The sequence below is a fragment of the Paenibacillus sp. T2-29 genome (genome assembly GCF_052921365.1).
The window spans coordinates 157,231-175,401 of record NZ_JBREVE010000011.1; the positions used below are offsets into that span (position 1 = coordinate 157,231).

General features: G+C 44.2%; 16 protein-coding genes. 4 read left to right on the forward strand and 12 right to left on the reverse strand.

What is annotated here, in order from left to right:
- The first annotated feature begins 48 nt into the window (after positions 1-48).
- Both ACU1JV_RS23795 and ACU1JV_RS23800 read left to right on the forward strand, forming a co-directional pair.
- A complete protein-coding gene (locus ACU1JV_RS23795; RefSeq protein WP_058830116.1) occupies positions 49-513 on the forward strand; it encodes a hypothetical protein in 465 nt (154 codons plus the stop codon).
- A 513-nt stretch (positions 514-1,026) separates the two neighbouring features.
- Entirely contained in the window at positions 1,027-1,734 is a 708-nt protein-coding gene (locus ACU1JV_RS23800) for a hypothetical protein (protein ID WP_058830117.1), read from the forward strand.
- 249 nt (positions 1,735-1,983) lie between these two features.
- Here ACU1JV_RS23800 and cymR read toward each other — a convergent pair whose 3' ends face one another.
- Entirely contained in the window at positions 1,984-2,403 is a 420-nt protein-coding gene (gene cymR / locus ACU1JV_RS23805; protein ID WP_013372613.1) for a cysteine metabolism transcriptional regulator CymR, read from the reverse strand.
- Positions 2,404-2,707: 304 nt separating this feature from the next.
- Between cymR and mnmA the strand changes: the two genes are divergently transcribed.
- Positions 2,708-3,829, forward strand: coding sequence for a tRNA 2-thiouridine(34) synthase MnmA (gene mnmA, locus ACU1JV_RS23810; RefSeq protein WP_025676145.1), 1,122 nt, complete (start codon positions 2,708-2,710; stop codon positions 3,827-3,829).
- Positions 3,830-3,917: 88 nt separating this feature from the next.
- On the opposite strand, the gene ACU1JV_RS23815 is transcribed toward mnmA, so the two are convergent.
- The 3 genes from ACU1JV_RS23815 to ACU1JV_RS23825 all read right to left on the reverse strand — a co-directional run bounded on the left by ACU1JV_RS23815 (position 3,918) and on the right by ACU1JV_RS23825 (position 6,142).
- Entirely contained in the window at positions 3,918-4,382 is a 465-nt protein-coding gene (locus ACU1JV_RS23815) for a DinB family protein (RefSeq protein ID WP_238791097.1), read from the reverse strand.
- Between the two features lie 189 nt (positions 4,383-4,571).
- A complete protein-coding gene (locus ACU1JV_RS23820) occupies positions 4,572-4,922 on the reverse strand; it encodes a hypothetical protein (RefSeq protein WP_058710644.1) in 351 nt (116 codons plus the stop codon).
- Positions 4,923-4,936: 14 nt separating this feature from the next.
- A complete protein-coding gene (locus ACU1JV_RS23825) occupies positions 4,937-6,142 on the reverse strand; it encodes a WXG100 family type VII secretion target (protein ID WP_413986855.1) in 1,206 nt (401 codons plus the stop codon).
- A 291-nt stretch (positions 6,143-6,433) separates the two neighbouring features.
- Here ACU1JV_RS23825 and ACU1JV_RS23830 point away from each other — a divergent pair, with 291 nt between their 5' ends.
- Positions 6,434-7,264, forward strand: a complete 831-nt coding sequence (locus tag ACU1JV_RS23830; RefSeq protein WP_413986856.1) for a PPK2 family polyphosphate kinase — start codon at positions 6,434-6,436, stop codon at positions 7,262-7,264.
- Positions 7,265-7,370: 106 nt separating this feature from the next.
- Here the strand turns inward: ACU1JV_RS23830 and crcB (ACU1JV_RS23835) are convergent, their stop codons facing one another.
- From crcB (ACU1JV_RS23835) to aspS, 8 genes are all read right to left on the reverse strand, one after another.
- On the reverse strand, positions 7,371-7,736 hold the full coding sequence (gene crcB, locus ACU1JV_RS23835) for a fluoride efflux transporter CrcB (protein ID WP_058830119.1): 366 nt from the start codon (positions 7,734-7,736) through the stop codon (positions 7,371-7,373).
- Positions 7,733-8,134, reverse strand: a complete 402-nt coding sequence (crcB, locus tag ACU1JV_RS23840) for a fluoride efflux transporter CrcB (RefSeq protein WP_413986857.1) — start codon at positions 8,132-8,134, stop codon at positions 7,733-7,735. The genes crcB (ACU1JV_RS23835) and crcB (ACU1JV_RS23840) overlap by 4 nt, the downstream gene beginning before the upstream one ends.
- An 87-nt stretch (positions 8,135-8,221) precedes the next feature.
- Positions 8,222-9,532, reverse strand: coding sequence for a replication-associated recombination protein A (locus ACU1JV_RS23845; RefSeq protein WP_090738437.1), 1,311 nt, complete (start codon positions 9,530-9,532; stop codon positions 8,222-8,224).
- Between the two features lie 279 nt (positions 9,533-9,811).
- The gene (locus tag ACU1JV_RS23850; RefSeq protein ID WP_058830121.1) at positions 9,812-11,953 is read right to left on the reverse strand and encodes a HelD family protein; all 2,142 of its coding nucleotides are present in this window, start codon (positions 11,951-11,953) and stop codon (positions 9,812-9,814) included.
- Between the two features lie 140 nt (positions 11,954-12,093).
- The gene (locus ACU1JV_RS23855; RefSeq protein ID WP_165083064.1) at positions 12,094-13,911 is read right to left on the reverse strand and encodes an ABC transporter ATP-binding protein; all 1,818 of its coding nucleotides are present in this window, start codon (positions 13,909-13,911) and stop codon (positions 12,094-12,096) included.
- Between the two features lie 98 nt (positions 13,912-14,009).
- Complete coding sequence (locus ACU1JV_RS23860) at positions 14,010-15,308, reverse strand: NCS2 family permease (RefSeq protein WP_013372625.1); 1,299 nt, start codon at positions 15,306-15,308, stop codon at positions 14,010-14,012.
- 173 nt (positions 15,309-15,481) lie between these two features.
- On the reverse strand, positions 15,482-16,231 hold the full coding sequence (locus ACU1JV_RS23865; RefSeq protein ID WP_013372626.1) for a tRNA threonylcarbamoyladenosine dehydratase: 750 nt from the start codon (positions 16,229-16,231) through the stop codon (positions 15,482-15,484).
- Positions 16,232-16,383: 152 nt separating this feature from the next.
- Positions 16,384-18,162, reverse strand: a complete 1,779-nt coding sequence (gene aspS, locus ACU1JV_RS23870) for an aspartate--tRNA ligase (RefSeq protein WP_413986858.1) — start codon at positions 18,160-18,162, stop codon at positions 16,384-16,386.
- Positions 18,163-18,171: the final 9 nt, after the last annotated feature.

Genomic DNA, 18,171 nt, shown 5'->3' on the forward strand with positions numbered 1-18,171 from the left:
AAACAACTAGATATCTATAATCGGGAACAACTTGAGAGGATGAATATAATGAGAAATAAATGGTTTTCAATTTTATTAATGGCACTCATTACTGTAGTCACCATTCTTCCTAGTTATCCTGAAACAGTTTCGGCAGATACCTACCATATTGGCCAAGTATGGGAAGCTAAAGCTGGAGGCATGTCTTACACCTTTGATCTGGGGGATCCTGGAGTTCCGCGAAGTATGTATAGCATTAAGAGTGTATTCAATGCAAAAACAGAAAATAGAGGAGACGATGCTGAGTGGGTTTCCCTGTACTATTCTCAGGATGGAGTAAAATGGTATTTAGAAGATTCAACACCGTTGCATTATGATAGATATGATGGTGTTTACACTATTCCTTGGACAATATTTAAGAGTAGAAACCCAGAAGTGAGCCATATCCGGTACGTTAAGGTAGAATCTACCCATACGCAGGTGTCTATTAGTAACGTTCGCTTAGAAGTAGTTGACAGATCTTCAGCTCACTAGTATTCAACATTGAGAAAAGATAGAAATACAGGTAGCCTAACAAACTAATAATAAAAAAATATAAATATAAAGCGCCTCTTTAATTCACTATGTAATGATCAGGAGGCGCTATATTTGCAAGGAAGCTTGCCCTCTGATATTAAATTAGGCAATTTACTAATTCTACTAATGGTTAAGAAAATTCAAGCTCGTCAGTGCCCGTAATTCCAACCGAATTCCCTTCCACACAAACCCTCTACCAAGATGTTCGAAGTCACCGCCTCCAATCTCCCAATTAGACCAGTTCTAGTTGCTTGGATTCTCATATTTGCTATCCGCTCCGAAAAAGTGAGCACAGCAGGTGCTCCACAATTCAGATGCTGCTGATCTGTTCTTGTTGTTTTTATTTCATGATAGAACAGCATGTAACAACCTACAGGTATTACAAATTTATTGTCAGTTTTCGATAATAAAATTAACAAGATAAAATAAGCAAATTCCCAGCCGATGGGGCATAAAAGGATGTAAAGAAAAATGTTTTATACATTTTTAGTTTTAATGACTTGCTTTGTGCTTTTTCTCCTTTGGGAAATATTCTTCTCATTTAGGCTCACTAAAAAGGCTAAGTGGAACTTTCTAATCTCACTTTTCAGCCTAGTAATACTTTGTATGGTTGCAACTAGCGATCAGTCTAGATCAGTATCCAAGGAAAGCTTTCCTCAAGAGCAAACTGATGTAGCTCCTAATGAAAGCAACGAAGGTGATGAGAGCACACCTTCATATAGTGACGCTGATAAGAAAAACGCTCTTCAAATTGAGAGTATCTTTAATAAATATGAAAAAGAAATGACTCCCTATGAGCAACAAGGCAATGGGGTTTTTGACATGTTGAAGGCTGATAAAATCGATAAGCCTGCCATTTGTGAGGAAATCCATCAAGTCAATGAGAAATATAAAGAAACAATCAAAAAAATTAATTCAATAGTAATTCCTGAGGAGTTACATAATGACCTAAAATACGATTTGGAGAACATGTTAAGAAGTTCAACTGGATACTATACTTCTCGCTTTATAGCATATGAACATTTATTAAAATACATTAAGGAGTCAGATGAAACACACATAGATACATTTAATCAGAAAATGATGAATGCAAAGGATTTTTCCCGAGAATATACAATATATGTGAATATGCTATTTAGAAAAACAGGCTTACCTGATGACATGAAAGACAAAGAATAAGAAGTATGCCACTTCCTACATATTCCGACATTCTAGTGAGTAGGATACTCTAAAATTATTCACAAACGTACAAAAAAATGCAGGAGAAACGCTGACCAGAAGAACAAAACCCATTTCCAACGTGTTCAAGTTCAGGTTTCTGCCGGAAATGTGAATTTTAATGTGTTTTATACAGCATAAAAGCCCCATAAAATGGGGCTTTTACGTTGGTACAACAAGTTTCTTTCTTGTTATAAGTAATATTGGAATTTAGATGTAAAACATGTAGTTATCCAATTCATCATGTTCTTGGTATGTGATCAAGTCCTTAAGTGTTGTAGAATCCAGCACTTCAGCAATGCTGTCACGAATTCGCAGCCAAAGCTGGCGTTTTGCCGGATCATCTTCTTCCGTGAAATCGACTGGAGAAATCGGACCTTCCAGTACACGAATGATGTCTCCTGCTGTTACGCCTGACGGTTCATTCGCCAAAATATAACCGCCATAAGCACCACGAATACTTTTTACCAAACCTGCATTACGCAAAGGCGCAATGAGCTGTTCCAGATAATGCTCTGATAGCTGATTTTTTTCGGCAATACTTTTCAAAGAAGTTGGACCTTCGCCAAATCTGGCTGCAAGCTCCATCATAATGGTCAGGCCGTAACGGCCTTTCGTTGATATTTTCAATTGTGGCACCTCGCTTATAGTAACAATTCCGTTAAACACGCGGAATAATTGGAGTTGTAAACCTCTCTATTCCGATCCTAACCCTCAGCTTATGTTAACATATTAGGGCAGGTAAAGGGAAACATTACGGTAACAATCTTAAAAAAAGTTGCTTTCGAGCGATTAGGAACAGATTTAGCCCGTTTTATGTAGCTTTCTTGCATCGTTCGCCGTGTCATTTGTTCGTCCAAACATCGTAACTTATTATCGTTTATGTTACAATAGGTGGGTTCTACAACAATATTGAAAGAATTGGGTGATGACCATGGCTAAAGCCAATCATGAAACCCGTGTCGTCGTCGGCATGTCCGGTGGCGTCGACTCATCCGTTACCGCGCTGCTGCTAAAGGAGCAGGGCTATGACGTAATCGGCATCTTCATGAAAAATTGGGATGACACGGATGAATTTGGCCGTTGTACGGCTGAAGAGGATGCGGAGGATGTGCGCCGCGTCTGTGAACAGATCGACATTCCTTACTATACAGTCAATTTTGAAAAAGAATACTTCGATAAAGTATTCTCCTATTTTCTTGATGAATATAAAGCTGGACGCACACCCAATCCGGATGTCATGTGCAACCGTGAAATTAAATTCGGCGAGTTTCTGAACAAAGCGCTGGATTTGGGAGCAGATTATGTTGCTACTGGACATTATGCACGGGTTGTGGAAGAAGACGGCCGCTTTACTTTGCTGCGAGGTGTGGACAGCAACAAGGATCAGACTTATTTCCTGAATGCATTAAGCCAAGCACAGTTGTCGCGCACCATGTTCCCGATCGGCCATCTGCCGAAACCAGAAGTACGCAAAATTGCAGAAGCTGCGGGACTTTATACAGCCAAGAAAAAAGACAGCACAGGTGTATGTTTTATCGGCGAACGCAATTTCAAGGAGTTTCTGAGTGGTTATCTGCCTGCAAAAGGTGGAGATATGGTGGATATCGCTACGGGTGAAGTCAAAGGACGTCACGATGGTCTGATGTACTATACACTGGGCCAAAGACAAGGCTTGGGCATTGGCGGCTCAGGTTCAGGCGAACCATGGTTCGTAGCAGATAAAGATTTGGAGAAGAATATCCTGTATGTGGTACAAGGTGATCGTCACCACAGCCTGTATTCTACTAGCCTGATTGCCACGGATGTAAACTGGATTGAAGGCGCAGATGCACGTCCATCCGGCGAATTCCGCTGCACAGCCAAGTTCCGTTACCGCCAGCCTGATCAGCAAGTAACTTTACAATGGCTTCCGGATGGAACCGTGCATGTCGTATTCGATGTACATCAAAAGGCCATTACCCCTGGACAAGCTGTTGTATTTTATGACGGGGAACGTTGTCTGGGCGGCGGAACCATTGATAAGGTTGAAAAACTTCAGCCTGAAACAGTTTAATTAATGACCATTTCGCATTGATATAGCAGGAAATAAAAAAGTCGTCTCTCCAGATTTATGGAGGGCGACTTTTTTATAAAAGATGTTTTTAGTTTATAAGTTGTAAAGAATTCATAATCTGCTCTTTATGATGTTTGTCATGCTGGACAAACATCTCTTGTAAAAACGTTTCCAAAGTGTACAGACTATTAGGAACTGGACGCATAAAATCCGATTCTGATACCATTTGGAGTTTGGCAATCATTTGCTTACGCTGAGCAATAGCTTCATTTAGCAAATCATGTGGTTTCATAGTTCTACCGAACGCTACAGATGAATCATTGAATGTCTGTACATCAGGATGCTCCTTGAGCATGACTTGTTCCTTATCGATAATCTGTATAAGCGCCTTAGTGAAGTTTTTATCCCAGCCCATAACATGACTGACCACATCTTGAATCGACCATTTACCTGCTATAGGTTCACAAGTTAACTCATCTGAGTACGGAGATAAAGCAGCAAGAAATGCAATCCATCCTTCTAAATCTTCAGAAGTCTTAGCTATCGTCGCCAAGTGAATTCCTCCTATTTGATAGGATTAGCATGGATACTTAAGTAATACCAACACTTCTTTTTAACTTCATGCAAATAGTAGCTTCATTAGATACAGCAATCAATAGCTCTTTTATTTTAAGATTTTTTTACATTATCAAGTAGAACTCCTCACAAAAAAAGCCTAACTATGGACTTCAAAAAATGAACACTAACTTATTCCCTCTATAATTCTTTCAACTATTCCTTTATCAAAATCATCGAGTTCAGACATTAACAGCTCGTACTGCTTTATAGATTCAGAAGTGTTCAATACTCGAAGTACAGCAATACTATAGTGTCCAAGCGTATCAATACCAAAAAGCTTATTTACCTTAGGGTCTCTGAACTGGCTAATATGTTTCAATTTTTCAATTATTTTCTCATTGCATAGTTTCTTTTTAGCGATCTGACTCATTGCATTCAACTGTACCTGATTATGCTGGATATCCAAACATTCCACCAATTGATCGTCGCCTATTTTCCCCTCTCGTATTTCCTTTGATAAAGTAAGTAGCTTCATTTTGTTATCTCCCATCAATCTAGTTTAACTGGCCCATAATTCTCTAAAAGATACTGCCGTTCATCCCTGTAATTGTTCCAAAGATGTTCTGCAAGGTCCTTATTTCCAATCCTCTCTGCTTCTTTTATCTCGACCATATAGGCTCTAAGTTCCATGATAATCCTATTTTTGAATTCATATGTTACATCCAAACTAGGAAAACCTTTAGCTTTATCATCAAGAAAATGTTGGTACTCATGCCGCAGTGCACTAATTGAAGCATCCTCATATATATTCAATTGCCCCGGCTTTCCTGATCCTTTGGGTGCATACGCCATAATATCTCTATCTAGAATTCTAACTTCAACCCCGGCTCCTTGCGTATTCTTAATAATGGTACTCCACTCTTCTGGATGAGAAAGTCGTCCAGGACCATATATATCCCTAAATGGATCAGCATCATTCTTACCTAACATCGTATCAGATAATCGATTCGAAGTCCCTTTAACTTCAAGACTAGCCCCAGATTTCACCTCATATTTCATTGACAAGCCCAATCCAATCTTAGGCTTAATTACTGAACTGACTCCCCCAAAGATTCCCGCTGTACCGATCATGTTAGCCCAATGTTCCTTTGACCATGCATTTGTAGGAAACATTGCTTCTCTGATTGTTCCATGTACACCAAAAGTCCAGAAGTTAAAAAACTCATTCCCTGAATCAAACTGCTTGGATGCACGCTCTGCATATCCTTGATACAAACCTTTCGGAATTCCAAACGTCCAATAGTCTAAAAATCCGCCTACAGAGTCATAGCGTTTTTCGTACCTGTCCTCCGCAGCAGACAAAAAATCCTCACCAAGTTCTACCAAACTATCTGCTGATTTTTCCAAAGCATTTCTAGTATCTGGAGCAGGGGGAGCACATGAATTAGGTGGAGGTGGTAAGCAGCTTGAATCAATATTACCTGCTTCCAGCAAATCAGCTAACCTGAATTTATCCGCATGACGACGCAATTCTTTTGCAACAGAATCTGTCAGTGTAACAAAGCCATTCATATTCTTCTGAGATGTTTGGAAACTATAATAGAATTGCTCTTTGGTCACTCCATCCCAGAATCGTTCCATAGATGAAATTTGTTGAATTAAAATGCTGTTCATTTGGGTCACTTTTTGCTGTGCAAGTTCAAATTGCTTAGAGATAGTCATAAGCTGCTCAGGTGTTACTTTAATAGTTGTCATATTATACCTCTGTTGAGAGTTCGTCATGACATAATAACACTCTTAAACTTTATGGAGAACCATCTTAATTCCTAATTGTTATAAGAAAGATTAACCTTACTGCCTATGTCTAAAGACTTAAAACTTAACTTTTTAATTGTTGAACCTGAAGAAAATTTCGTGACCAGAGGCATCCCCAGTAGAAAAATCGCTAATAAAGATCATACATATGAAATTTTTGATAACGTCCCCATTTGGGTATATGATGTAGACAAGATGATCATTACTTCAATTGAAAAGGAGCGTGCCTTTATGTCTGATTCATTGGGAATGCTGACACCGGGTAAAAAAGTTTCTTTGAAAGAATGGGACCCCAAGGATACGAAGAATATCAAAAACAAAGAAGAAATCCGACAGGAAACAGATCAATTGAAGGAACGCTTCGCGGAATTACAAAGCAAGCTATTTACAGAGAAAAAACAAGCCGTTTTGTTTGTATTCCAGGGTATGGATTGCAGCGGAAAAGATGGCGTGATCAAGCAGGTGTTTTCTAATCTTAACCCTGCGGGGGTGACTGTACACAGCTTTAAATCACCTACGACGGAGGAATTAAGCCATGATTTCTTGTGGCGCGCCCATAGCGTAACTCCAGGACGCGGATATATTGCAGCTTTCAACCGTTCTTACTACGAGGATGTGCTGATTACACGTGTCCACGGGCAGGTATCCGATAAGCAGGCCAAACGGAATATAAAACATATCAAGCATTTTGAACAGTTGTTGCTGGATAGTGGTGTAAAGGTGGTTAAAATCTTTTTACATATTTCGAAGCAATTCCAGTTGGAAAAGCTGATTGACCGGATTGAGAAGCCTTGCAAAAACTGGAAGCTTGATCCGAGTGATTTGCAGGAACGAAAATTTTGGAAGCAATATACCCAATACTATGAGGAGGTACTAGAGCTAAGTGCAACCAAGCAAGCTCCATGGTATGTTGTTCCTTCAGACAATCGTTGGTATAGAGATTATACTGTACTGCGGATTGCTGTCCAAACGCTAGAGGAAATGAAGCTGTCTGACCCTGATCCACGACCTGAACTCAAAGCACTTTTACCTGAATTATACAAAGAACGAGATAAAAAATAGTTAAATAGGCACAGTACTAAGCTTCCACCCTCCTATTTACGGCTGATAACGCCTTGATTGAGGGTTTGGAAGCTTTTATTGTGTGCTCACATGTCATTTTGAAAATTTATAAGATATAACTGACCCTGTACCCGATAGCTGCAGCTATAACTCCTACTATTACAGAAGACAATACATATACAGCCATACGTCGGTATTTTTTATGTTCCATCAGTTGAATAGATTCATAGCCGAATGTGGAAAAGGTGGTGTAGCCGCCACAAAAACCTGTTCCCAGCAGCGTCCAGAGTACAGGCGACAGATTGTGTTGCGTAAACTCGCCATACAGCCACCCTAACAGTAATGAACCGCTGATATTAATGATCCAGGTCCCCCACGGGAATACAGTACCCAACCTTTTTCCGGCCCACATGCCAAGCCCGTATCTTGCTATTGTACCCACCATTCCGCCTGCCGCCGCCCACCAGATCATAAGCGTTCCCCCTTAGGGGCAGTCTGCGTCATTTTTGTGCCTAGACGGATACCTGCCCACGTTAAAAGTAAGCCTACGCCTACGCTCAGCAGTAGATACAACACAGCCGTCAGCATGCGATCATGAACCGTGAGGCGTACAGCATCCACTGCAAAGGTGGAAAAGGTGGTAAATCCCCCTGTAAAGCCTGTTCCGATGGCAAGTCGGAAATGTGGTTTGATCCGCCACGATCGCAAGGTTACCGTAAAGAACCAGCCTAGGAACAGACAGCCGAGCCAATTCATTAGCAGCACGCCAAGCGGAAAATCCGCCCCAGACGCAGGCAACAGTAATTGCAGGCTGTAGCGAGCAGAGGTTCCGATAGCTCCACCCGCGGCGACGAATAGTACGTCTTTCATTTTTTATCCCCTTCTTCGCTCTTACCGGATCATGGTGTAACATGACAACAAATCGTACACATTCCGTATATTAAAGTCACCCATATATTAAGATTGTGAATCCCGCCAACGCTGATTTTGCCTGATTTTAGACTCATTTCCCTGCTCAGTGGCCTGGTAAAAGGTCTGATCTGCTATCGAATCGGGCAAATATTGCTGCCTTACATAGTGATTCGGAAAATTATGCGGATATTGATAGCCAACATGGCCGAGTTTTTCCGAGCCTTTGTAGTGTGCATCGCGCAGATGTAGCGGCACCTCGGCCGATTTCATATCGTCCATGGCCGACATGGCCCGTGAAATCGCCGTGTATACGGCATTCGACTTGGGACTTTCCACAGCGAATAAAATGGCCTGTGCAATGTTCAGTTTGGCCTCAGGCCAGCCGTTATTGCGGTAGGCTTCAAGCGCACTCACTGCTTGGACCATCGCCTGCGGGTTCGCCAGGCCAATGTCCTCGCTGCTTGCTGCGATAAGGCGGCGAATAAAGGTCATCGGGTCCATACCGAGCTTCTCTACGGCATACAGGAACCAGAATAGCGCCGCGTCGCTGGAACCGCGAATGCTTTTGTGAAAGGCAGACAGCACGTCATACTGTGTAGACTCGTCTGCCTTGACAATCGGGCGGCGGATGGATTCCTCTGCCACTTCCAGCGTCACATGAATTGTGCCATCTGCTAGTGGAGGTGTCGTGAGCGCCGCCAGTTCCAGCGCGTTCAAAGCACGGCGGATATCGCCATTCGCCATGGACGCGATGTGATCCAGTGCAGCTTCGTCTACCTGAAGCTGCATATAGCCGAGCCCCTTGTCCGCATCGCTCAAGGCGCGGCGCATAGCGGCCAGCGAATGCTCCTGGGTTAGCGCTTCAAGCTGGAACAGTGTAGAACGGCTCATTAAAGCGCCGTTGACGTAATGAAAAGGGTTTTCCGTCGTGGCGCCAATAAACACGATCGTCCCCTTTTCCACCGCAGGCAGCAATGCATCCTGGCGTGAACTGTTAAAACGATGTACCTCGTCAAGAAACAGAATGGTCTTTTTGCCATACATCGATTTATTCGTCTGTGCACGGTCAATGACTTCTCTTACATCCTTCACAGAGGCTTCTACTGCATTTAGACGGACGAAATCGCCTTGTGTGTGTTGAGAAATGATATGTGCCAGTGTCGTTTTGCCGCAGCCCGGTGGCCCGTAGAGCAATATAGAAGAAACCTGATCAGCCTCTATAGCTCTTCGCAGCAGCTTGCCCGGACCCACAACATGCTCCTGTCCAATATATTCATCCAGCGAAGTCGGACGCAAGCGGTCTGCAAGCAACCGATTGTTTGGCGTTGATTCCTGGGAATATGAAAATAAGTCCATTTCATTCACTTCCTTATCATTTATGAACGAACACTTTCTTTTTTCATTGAAAACAAGTTCGTCCATACAGCTAGAAGACATGAAAATTCAATTTATCTACTGCACTAAAACGATGATAAACCGCCTCTTATTCTACCATATCGGTTAACAAGTTGCAGATAGCCTGGTCACGGTATAACTGTAGCCCTACACGTGATTCAACTAAAAAGAAAGAACAGCCTGGGACGAAAAATGAATTTCGTGGCTGTTCTTTGGTTGGCATGACATACAGCGTTCTAATTACTCCGTTTGCGCCTGTACGTAACTTGGAAGTGGACCGTCATGCAATAACCACAGCTCATGCAGCGCACGCGTACATCCTACATACAACAGCTTGGCATCCCATGTCCGTTCTCCATAATGATCCTGGTCGGCATCGGCCACAATAACTGCATCGAACTCCAGACCTTTGGACAGATATACAGGCAGTACAGACAAGCCGCCTTCATATTGCTTTTTACCACCGTCAATCAAATGGACATCCAATCCCGCACTTGTGAAAACCTCATGCAGCTCTACAGCTTCTTTTAAGGTACGTGTCAGCACAGAAACAGTACGATACTCCTTGGAGGAAAGCTCTTTTAAAGCGGTGAGCAAACTCTCCTCACGTACAGACGAGTCGTAAGACACGGTACGCACCGGATCGCCGCTACGAAATACCGGAACCGCTGTAATACCGCCACGTACTCCCTGCTCCAAAATTGTATTTGCAAATTCTATAATTTCCAAAGTTGATCTATAACTCCGTGTAAGTGCAAAAAACCCCGTTTGTTCAGGCGCAAAAAGAGAACTCATTTCCTCCCATGCATGTACACCACGATATTCATGAATCCCCTGCGATAAATCGCCCAGTATCGTAAAGGAATGCCCTTTTACGAACAAATCCAGCAAGGCGATATGAAATGGCGAAAAATCCTGCGCTTCATCAATGACTACATGGTCAAAACGTTGAGATGATTCTACCTCATGAATCAGCACGTGAAGATATACTAACGCAGTTAGATCCTCTTCACGAATGATCTGACTTCGCAGGTCTGACTGTGTGGCCTTAAAGATGGAAGCCGGCAAAGAAGCCTTCATTTCCGCAGCGGCCTCTGCGGGTAACCCTTTAGCTGCCTGAAAAAGCTGCTTGTAGAGCGTCAGTGCATCGTATTGTGGCCATTTTTTAGCATACGCCTTTTCCCGAGATCCGGCTTTTTTCTTCCGTTCCTTGAGCGCAGCCGCCGAAGGTGACTTTTTCAGTTCCATCTCAATCCAGCGATGGACTCTTGCCAGCACACGCTCCTTCCGCTTCGCGAGCGGATAGGGCTTATATTCCTCATTGAACCAATTCAAAATCTCAGTTCGGGGAAGCACCGCACCATCCCAAGGTGAAAAGTCGCCCTCAGGCACTGAGATAGGCTCCAGTCGTTCCACAAAATCCTGAAGCAGCTTCATAAAATGAACCGACCCCTTAAATCTACCCGGCGCCTCATCCATAGATTCCGTTCTCAAGCCGCCACTTTCAAACCAATAAGATAACGTTTCGGTAGGATCTGCCAAAGGTAAATCCAGCCCCAGTAAACCTAGCGCCCAATCTGCAAATGTACTTTGCTGAATATTTCCGACCCCCAGCTCTGGAAGTACATCTGAAATATAATCGAGAAACATATGGTTTGGTGCAAAAATAACCATTTTGTCTGCCGATACCTGATCCTTGTATTGATATAGCAAAAATGCGAGTCGATGCAGCGCTACGGTCGTCTTGCCACTACCCGCTACCCCCTGAATAACGAGGGCTGTATTTTTAGCCGCGCGGATGATCTGATCTTGCTCCGCTTGAATGGTAGATACGATATCCCGTAAACGGTTATCCTTGTTCTCTCCCAAACGATAAACGAGAAACTCATCGGAAACGGCAGGCTCGTCACTTTCACGATTGTACGTATCCGCTACCCGTTCCAGGATCCTTTTACGAATGACAACGTTACGTTTCAGATACACCAAGCCTTCGACAGTTCCCTCAGGAGCTTCATAAGACGCCGTTTCTTCACCACCTGTAAACGAATAAAACAAGCTAGCAATCGGTGCACGCCAATCAATCACCAGCGGATACGCTGACGTTTCTTCACGCTCCACCCCGATTTTACCGATATAAAGCGGCTTCCGCTGCCCTCTACCGCGCTCGTCAAAATCCATACGCCCAAAGTAAGGCTCTTGCGAGCTTTTGGCCAAAGCCTGGCGTTTTTCCTCCCGTGCCGATTCCAGTACTTGCTCTGTAAAGTCATGCCCGGTGTAAACCGGTGTATTGCGAAGCCGTTCCAATCTCCGATCAATTTCCTCCATAGCAAGCGACAGCCTATGCTGTTCTTCTTGATAGGCACTTTGAAACTTATTCTCCATTTCAGTTACCTCCTAAGAATATCAAGTCTCGATTTCTGCATCTTATCACTTGCTCCGACACAAAAAAAGGAAAGTAAGCGTAACACATTTGACCACAAAAATCCAACCTTATTTCCTAATACGCCCATTTCCCTGCCCTTTCACAAAGTATGGAGCTTTTCTCCCATCTCCACAAACTGCTTTTGAGCCAGCTCGCGGTACACCTGATGCGTCTCTAATAACTCGGTATGGGTCCCTGCACCAGTTACATTGCCCTTGTCCAACACAATAATTTGATCGGAGTGGACCACTGTAGACAATCGGTGTGCAATGACAATCGTTGTGCGTCCTTCCATCAAGTTCGCTAAGGCCTTCTGCACCTCATGCTCGGATGAGCTGTCTAGGCTAGAAGTAGCCTCATCCAGCATGAGGATGTCAGGGCTGCGAAGAAGCGCACGCGCAATGGCGATCCGTTGACGTTGCCCGCCGGAGAGCTTCATTCCCCGCTCCCCTACCTCCGTATCATAGCCTTGAGGTAGATCCATAATAAATGTATCCGCATACGCCATCATGGCAGCTCGTCTCACTTCTTCCAAATCAGCTTCGCGCCCTAAACCATACGTTATATTATCTCTGACCGTTCCGGTCATCATTGAGCTTTCCTGTGATACATAACCAATTTTGGAGCGCCAGGAGGAAAGTGTATATGAAGATATCGATTCGTCTCCGTAACGAATTTCCCCTGTATCTGGCACATAAAAGCGTTCCAACAATGAAAACAAGGTGGACTTCCCACTTCCGCTCGGCCCCACGAATGCTGTCGTCCGGTTAGCCGGTATGACCAGGTTTGCATGATGAAGAACCTCCTCACCTTCGGTATAGGAAAAAGCAACATCACGAAATACAATATCTCTGCTCTCTTTTGCCGCTTCCTGCTTCAATCCAAGTGGTTCCTCTTCATGATCTAAAATAGTCTGAATCCGTTCAGTGGCTCCAACCACCTTTTGCAGACGTGAATACAAGGTCGTGAATTGGGCCATCGGTGTAATCACCTGAAATAGTAGCAAAATAAAAGCCACCAAATCTCCCGCAGTCAGTACACCCGATGCGACGCGAACACCACCAACACCCAATATAATAACCAGCACCGCAGTTAGCAAAAAGGTAGAAATAGGACCTACAAGGGCCAATATACGTGACTCCTGCAACCCGAAGCGGAACATACGGTAAATGCGATCCTCCCCGGCCTGTGCCTCTCTGCTTTCCGTTCCGTAGGCCTTGACCAGCCTGATTTCGCCGATAACCTGACTCAGTACTGAGGTCAGATCTGCCATCTCATCCTGCTGTTTTTTTGAGATACGATACATTTTTCTGCCTACCGGAAATAAAATCAGGGCTGTTAGCGGAACAATGGTCATAATAATGAGCGTCATCACCCAATCCAGATAAAATAACAACGCAATACCACCAATAATTGCAATTACATTAGAGATCAGATTAACTAGATACTCGGTAATTAAGTTCATAATCAGGCTTGTATCATTGGTGACTCGACTCATCGTATCTCCTGACCGATTTCGATCAAAGTAAGGGATAGGTAGAGATAAGATTTTATGCCATAAACGTTTGCGCATATTAGCCACAATCTTATGCCCGGCATAGTTCAACATATAGATCGAAACCGCCGAAGCTACCGCTTGAAGCACAAAAGCGCCAAGCAGACCAATAATGACCATACGATTCAGTGAAGAAAAGGTTAAGCCATCAATTAACCCTTTGGTCATCATCGGTACGATTAAACCAGCAATCGTCTGAATCAGGGTCAGAATCAGGGCAATGATCAGAATGGCCTTGGGCGGATGTGCACTCGCAATCAGTTTGATAAACCGACCCATACCAGCCTTATCCGGCCTTTTCCCCGGCTTTTCCTTCGTCCGATCCTCCTGCTCATCTTGTCGCCCATGATGTTCTTTTTCCATAAACCATCAACCTCGCTTCCTGTCTGACCATTTCTTGTTCAAACAACAACACCCGCGCTCTGCGCGGGTATGTACAGTACAACCTATCTTCGAGTTTACTACACCAGAGAATGAAGCACAAAGTTAGCCACAAACAGTACAGAAATGATATATAATGCGACAGGCACTTCCTTGCCCCGTCCTGCTGCCAGCTTGGCTACGGGGTATGCAATAAAACCAAATGCCATCCCATCTACAATACTGTAAGTAAAGGGCATCATCACCATGATCAGAAACGCAGGAAACGATTCGGTAAAATCACTGAAATCCATCTCTCGCACATTTTGCACCATTAGGCCCCCGATAATGATCAATACAGGCGCAATGGCACTGTCAGGAATATAAGCCAACAGTGGAATAAAGAAAAATGTCGCTCCGAATAAAATTGCTGTTACCAGCGGTGTCATTCCCGAACGTCCCCCTGCGGCGATACCAGCCGTCGATTCCGCAGCGGCTACTGCGGGACTGCTGCCCAGAATACCAGCAAAAATATTGGTCACAGCCAACACACGCAAGCTATTCTTAAAAGAATCCGGTCTTCCAATCATGTTGGTCTGTGCAGTAATCATTCCAACATTCTCGAACAGCACGATCAGTAACAGCAAAAAAACAGCGATCCAGAAGGCTACCGAGACGATGCCTGAAAAAGAAAGTTCTCCAAACAATTGCCCGTACTGTCGTACTGTTTCAGAGGTTCGCACCGTGCTTGCCGGCTCTACAGCCCCCAGTACGTATGCAAGCCCAGTTCCTGCTAAAATGCTGATCAGCAAACCTCCCTGAACGTTACGCACAAATAATACAATAGCGAGCAGTAATGTTACACAGGCTGTAATCACCTTAGGATCATTAAAATGACCAATAGCCACAAAAGTCGTTTGATGTGCAATCACGATCCCGCTTTTTTGCAAGCCGATAAAGGTTAAAAACAAACCAATGCCCACCGTAATTCCATGTTGCAAATTGTGGGGAATCGCCTGGCTTATCAGCTTGTACAATGATGTAAATGCCACAATGGCGAATATCACCCCTGTGACGGCAACTACCATCAACGCTTCCTGCCAGCTCAGCTTCATGGAATGTACGAGCGTGTAAGTGAAAAAGGCGTTAATCCCCATCCCTGGTACAACGACCATGGGAGACTTTCCGCCAAAAGCCATCAGTAGACAGCCGATCATCGATGTCAGCAGCGTCCCGAGCATTGCCCCTTGAAGAGGAATGCCCGCATCTGCCAAGATAGTTGCATTAACCATAATAATGTATACAACGGAAAAATAAGAAATGGCACCCGCGGCTAATTCCTTTTTCCAATGATGCTCGGGCTTGAAACCGAGACTTCTGGACCATAGCCCATCCTTCATACCAAAACCCTCCAGCAAGTTGTTCAATCTGTTTGCAGTAAGCTGCGTTTTTTCAAAACAAAAAGAGCTGTAGCCTACTGTGACACCAAGAAGTGGTGCACAGAACTACAGGTCTTAAAAGTGAATACATACTACTGTAATCTATAAATGTACTGTCATGCTACTTTTTCAGCTTACACACCAGCGCGCTCTAACAGATCCTTCACAGCCACACTCACCATGATCAAGCCTGCTACCGGAGGTACAAAAGCATTGCTTGCAGGCGGCTGTTTCGCCTTCCGGATTTCAGGTGCGTTGGCAGGTACAATTTTTTTGGTAATTTCTTCGCGCGGCTTCATTGGCTCCTCATCAGAGAATACAACCTTGACGCCTTTGGTAATGCCTTCCTTGCGCAGCTTGGTGCGGATGACACGGGCAATCGGGTCCATTCTTGTCTTGGAAATATCAGCTACTTGAAAACGACTTGGGTCCATTTTATTCGCAGCGCCCATACTGGAGATCATCGGAATTCCCCGCTTCAAGCATTCTTTAATCAAATGAACTTTGTAAATAATCGTATCTGAAGCATCCAGCACATAATCCAGATCGTACTTGAATAGCTCCTCATATGTTTCTTCTGTATAGAACATGTTCAGTGCAATTGCTTCACATTCAGGATTAATCAGCTTCACACGCTCTACCATCAGATCAGCCTTTTTTTGACCTACTGTTGTCGTCAGCGCATGAATTTGGCGATTAATATTGGTAATATCTACGACATCCTTATCAATCAAAATAATGCGTCCAACACCCGTTCGCGCCAGCGCTTCCACTGCAATCGAACCGACACCGCCGATACCCAATACAGCTACCGTGCTATTTTTCATAACCTCCAGACCTTCCGTCCCGATGGCCAGTTCCGTGCGTGAAAATTGATGCAGCATATGGTAATCCTCCCTCACTGGTTTAAACTCTATGCTGGAACTCCAGCATACAAACCACGAACCCATTATCCATAAAAGGGTAACGGGTTCACGGCATTCTATAATCTATTTACATACCAACAGATGGCAATTTGCAAAATCCAACGTTTGTCTTAAGCTTTAGGAGCAACAGGCTTCGGAGCAAGACGAATATGAAGCTGATCCAATTGAGCTTGATCTACTTCGGCTGGTGCATCCATAAGCAGGTCTGTCGCGCTGGCTGTTTTCGGAAATGCAATAGTTTCACGCAGATTTGTACGACCTGCAAGCAGCATGACAAGACGGTCAAAACCGAAGGCAATACCACCATGTGGAGGCGTACCATATTCAAATGCATCCAGCAGGTAACCGAATTTATCCTTCACTTCTTCAGGCGGCAGGTTGAGCGCTTTGAACATTTTTTCCTGAACTTCACGTTTGAAAATACGCATCGAGCCACCACCCACTTCGTAGCCGTTCAGCACGATATCGTAGGCCTGAGCACGAACTTGACCTGGATCTGTGTCCAAGAGGGCCAGGTCTTCTTCCTTCGGACGAGTGAACGGATGGTGCTCCGCTACATAACGTTTTTGTTCTTCGTCATAGCCCAGAAGCGGGAAGTCTACGACCCAGGCAAATTTGAATTTCTTATCATCGATGAGCCCCAAATGACGGCCAATTTTCAGACGAAGCGCGCCTAAAACATCAGCAACTACTTTTTTATTATCCGCAGAGAACAGCAACAGATCGCCTTCTTCGGCTCCCGTACGTTCTTTCAAGGCTTCGATTTCTTCCGGTGTGAAGAATTTAACGATAGGCCCCTTGAATTCGCCTTCTTTCACTTGGATCCAAGCCAAGCCCTTTGCTCCATAACGTGCTGCGAAAGGACCCAGGTCATCAATGTCCTTACGGCTCCACGTGCCACATCCTTTGGCATTAAGGACTTTAACTTCGCCACCCTTTTCAATTACGGAAGCAAATACTTTCACACCACTGGTTGCCACGATATCATTAACATTTATCAGCTCAAGACCAAAACGCAGGTCAGGCTTGTCAGAACCATACTTGTCCATTGCCTCTGCATGTGTAATTCGTTGGAACGGTGTTTCCAGTTCTACCCCAACTGTTTCTTTGAACAATTTCACCATAAGACGCTCCATCATAGGCAGCAAGTCATCCTGTTGCATGAAGGAAGTCTCAATGTCGATCTGCGTAAATTCAGGCTGGCGGTCAGCACGCAAATCTTCATCACGGAAACAACGTGCAACTTGGTAGTAGCGCTCCAGGCCGCCCACCATCAGCAATTGCTTGTACAATTGTGGCGATTGCGGCAAGGCAAAAAATTCGCCTTCATGAACTCGGCTAGGCACCAGATAGTCACGTGCGCCCTCTGGGGAGCTTTTCGTCAAAATCGGTGTTTCCACTTCAATAAAATCTTCACCGTCCAGGAAGTCGCGGAATACTTTTGCTGCTTTGGAACGCAGTTTCAATGTCTGATGCATTTCCGGACGACGCAGGTCCAGATAACGGTATTTCAAACGCAGCGACTCGTCTACTTCTACGCCATCTTCAATGAAGAACGGAGGTGTTTTGGATGCATTCAATACTTCAATTTCTGTGACACGCACTTCAATTTCACCTGTAGGCAGGTTCGAATTGATCGTTTCTGCATCACGTTTAACAACGGTACCAGTAACCTCTAGCACATATTCACTGCGAACACGGTCCGCAATTTGCAGTGCGTCACCGGAATAGGCCGGATTAAACACGATTTGTACAATTCCGCTACGGTCACGCAGGTCTATAAAAAGTACGCCCCCTAAGTCACGACGGGTCTGTACCCAACCGTTCAATGTAACTGTTTCTCCGATATGCGCATGAGTCAATGCGCCGCATTGATGACTCCTTTTCATAATACACAC

Excerpts from the sequence above, each read along its gene's own strand:
- ACU1JV_RS23845 (WP_090738437.1), bottom strand. The coding sequence starts at position 9,532 with ATGGACTTATTTTCATATTCCCAGGAATCAACGCCAAACAATCGGTTG.
- crcB (WP_058830119.1), bottom strand. The coding sequence starts at position 7,736 with ATGATCTGGTGGGCGGCGGCAGGCGGAATGGTGGGTACAATAGCAAGA.
- ACU1JV_RS23860 (WP_013372625.1), bottom strand. The coding sequence starts at position 15,308 with ATGAAGGATGGGCTATGGTCCAGAAGTCTCGGTTTCAAGCCCGAGCAT.
- ACU1JV_RS23865 (WP_013372626.1), bottom strand. The coding sequence starts at position 16,231 with ATGCTGCATCAATTTTCACGCACGGAACTGGCCATCGGGACGGAAGGT.
- ACU1JV_RS23820 (WP_058710644.1), bottom strand. The coding sequence starts at position 4,922 with ATGAAGCTACTTACTTTATCAAAGGAAATACGAGAGGGGAAAATAGGC.
- crcB (WP_413986857.1), bottom strand. The coding sequence starts at position 8,134 with ATGAAAGACGTACTATTCGTCGCCGCGGGTGGAGCTATCGGAACCTCT.
- ACU1JV_RS23795 (WP_058830116.1), top strand. The coding sequence starts at position 49 with ATGAGAAATAAATGGTTTTCAATTTTATTAATGGCACTCATTACTGTA.
- aspS (WP_413986858.1), bottom strand. The coding sequence starts at position 18,162 with ATGAAAAGGAGTCATCAATGCGGCGCATTGACTCATGCGCATATCGGA.
- mnmA (WP_025676145.1), top strand. The coding sequence starts at position 2,708 with ATGGCTAAAGCCAATCATGAAACCCGTGTCGTCGTCGGCATGTCCGGT.
- ACU1JV_RS23855 (WP_165083064.1), bottom strand. The coding sequence starts at position 13,911 with ATGGAAAAAGAACATCATGGGCGACAAGATGAGCAGGAGGATCGGACG.
- ACU1JV_RS23825 (WP_413986855.1), bottom strand. The coding sequence starts at position 6,142 with ATGACAACTATTAAAGTAACACCTGAGCAGCTTATGACTATCTCTAAG.
- ACU1JV_RS23850 (WP_058830121.1), bottom strand. The coding sequence starts at position 11,953 with ATGGAGAATAAGTTTCAAAGTGCCTATCAAGAAGAACAGCATAGGCTG.
- ACU1JV_RS23830 (WP_413986856.1), top strand. The coding sequence starts at position 6,434 with ATGTCTGATTCATTGGGAATGCTGACACCGGGTAAAAAAGTTTCTTTG.
- ACU1JV_RS23800 (WP_058830117.1), top strand. The coding sequence starts at position 1,027 with ATGTTTTATACATTTTTAGTTTTAATGACTTGCTTTGTGCTTTTTCTC.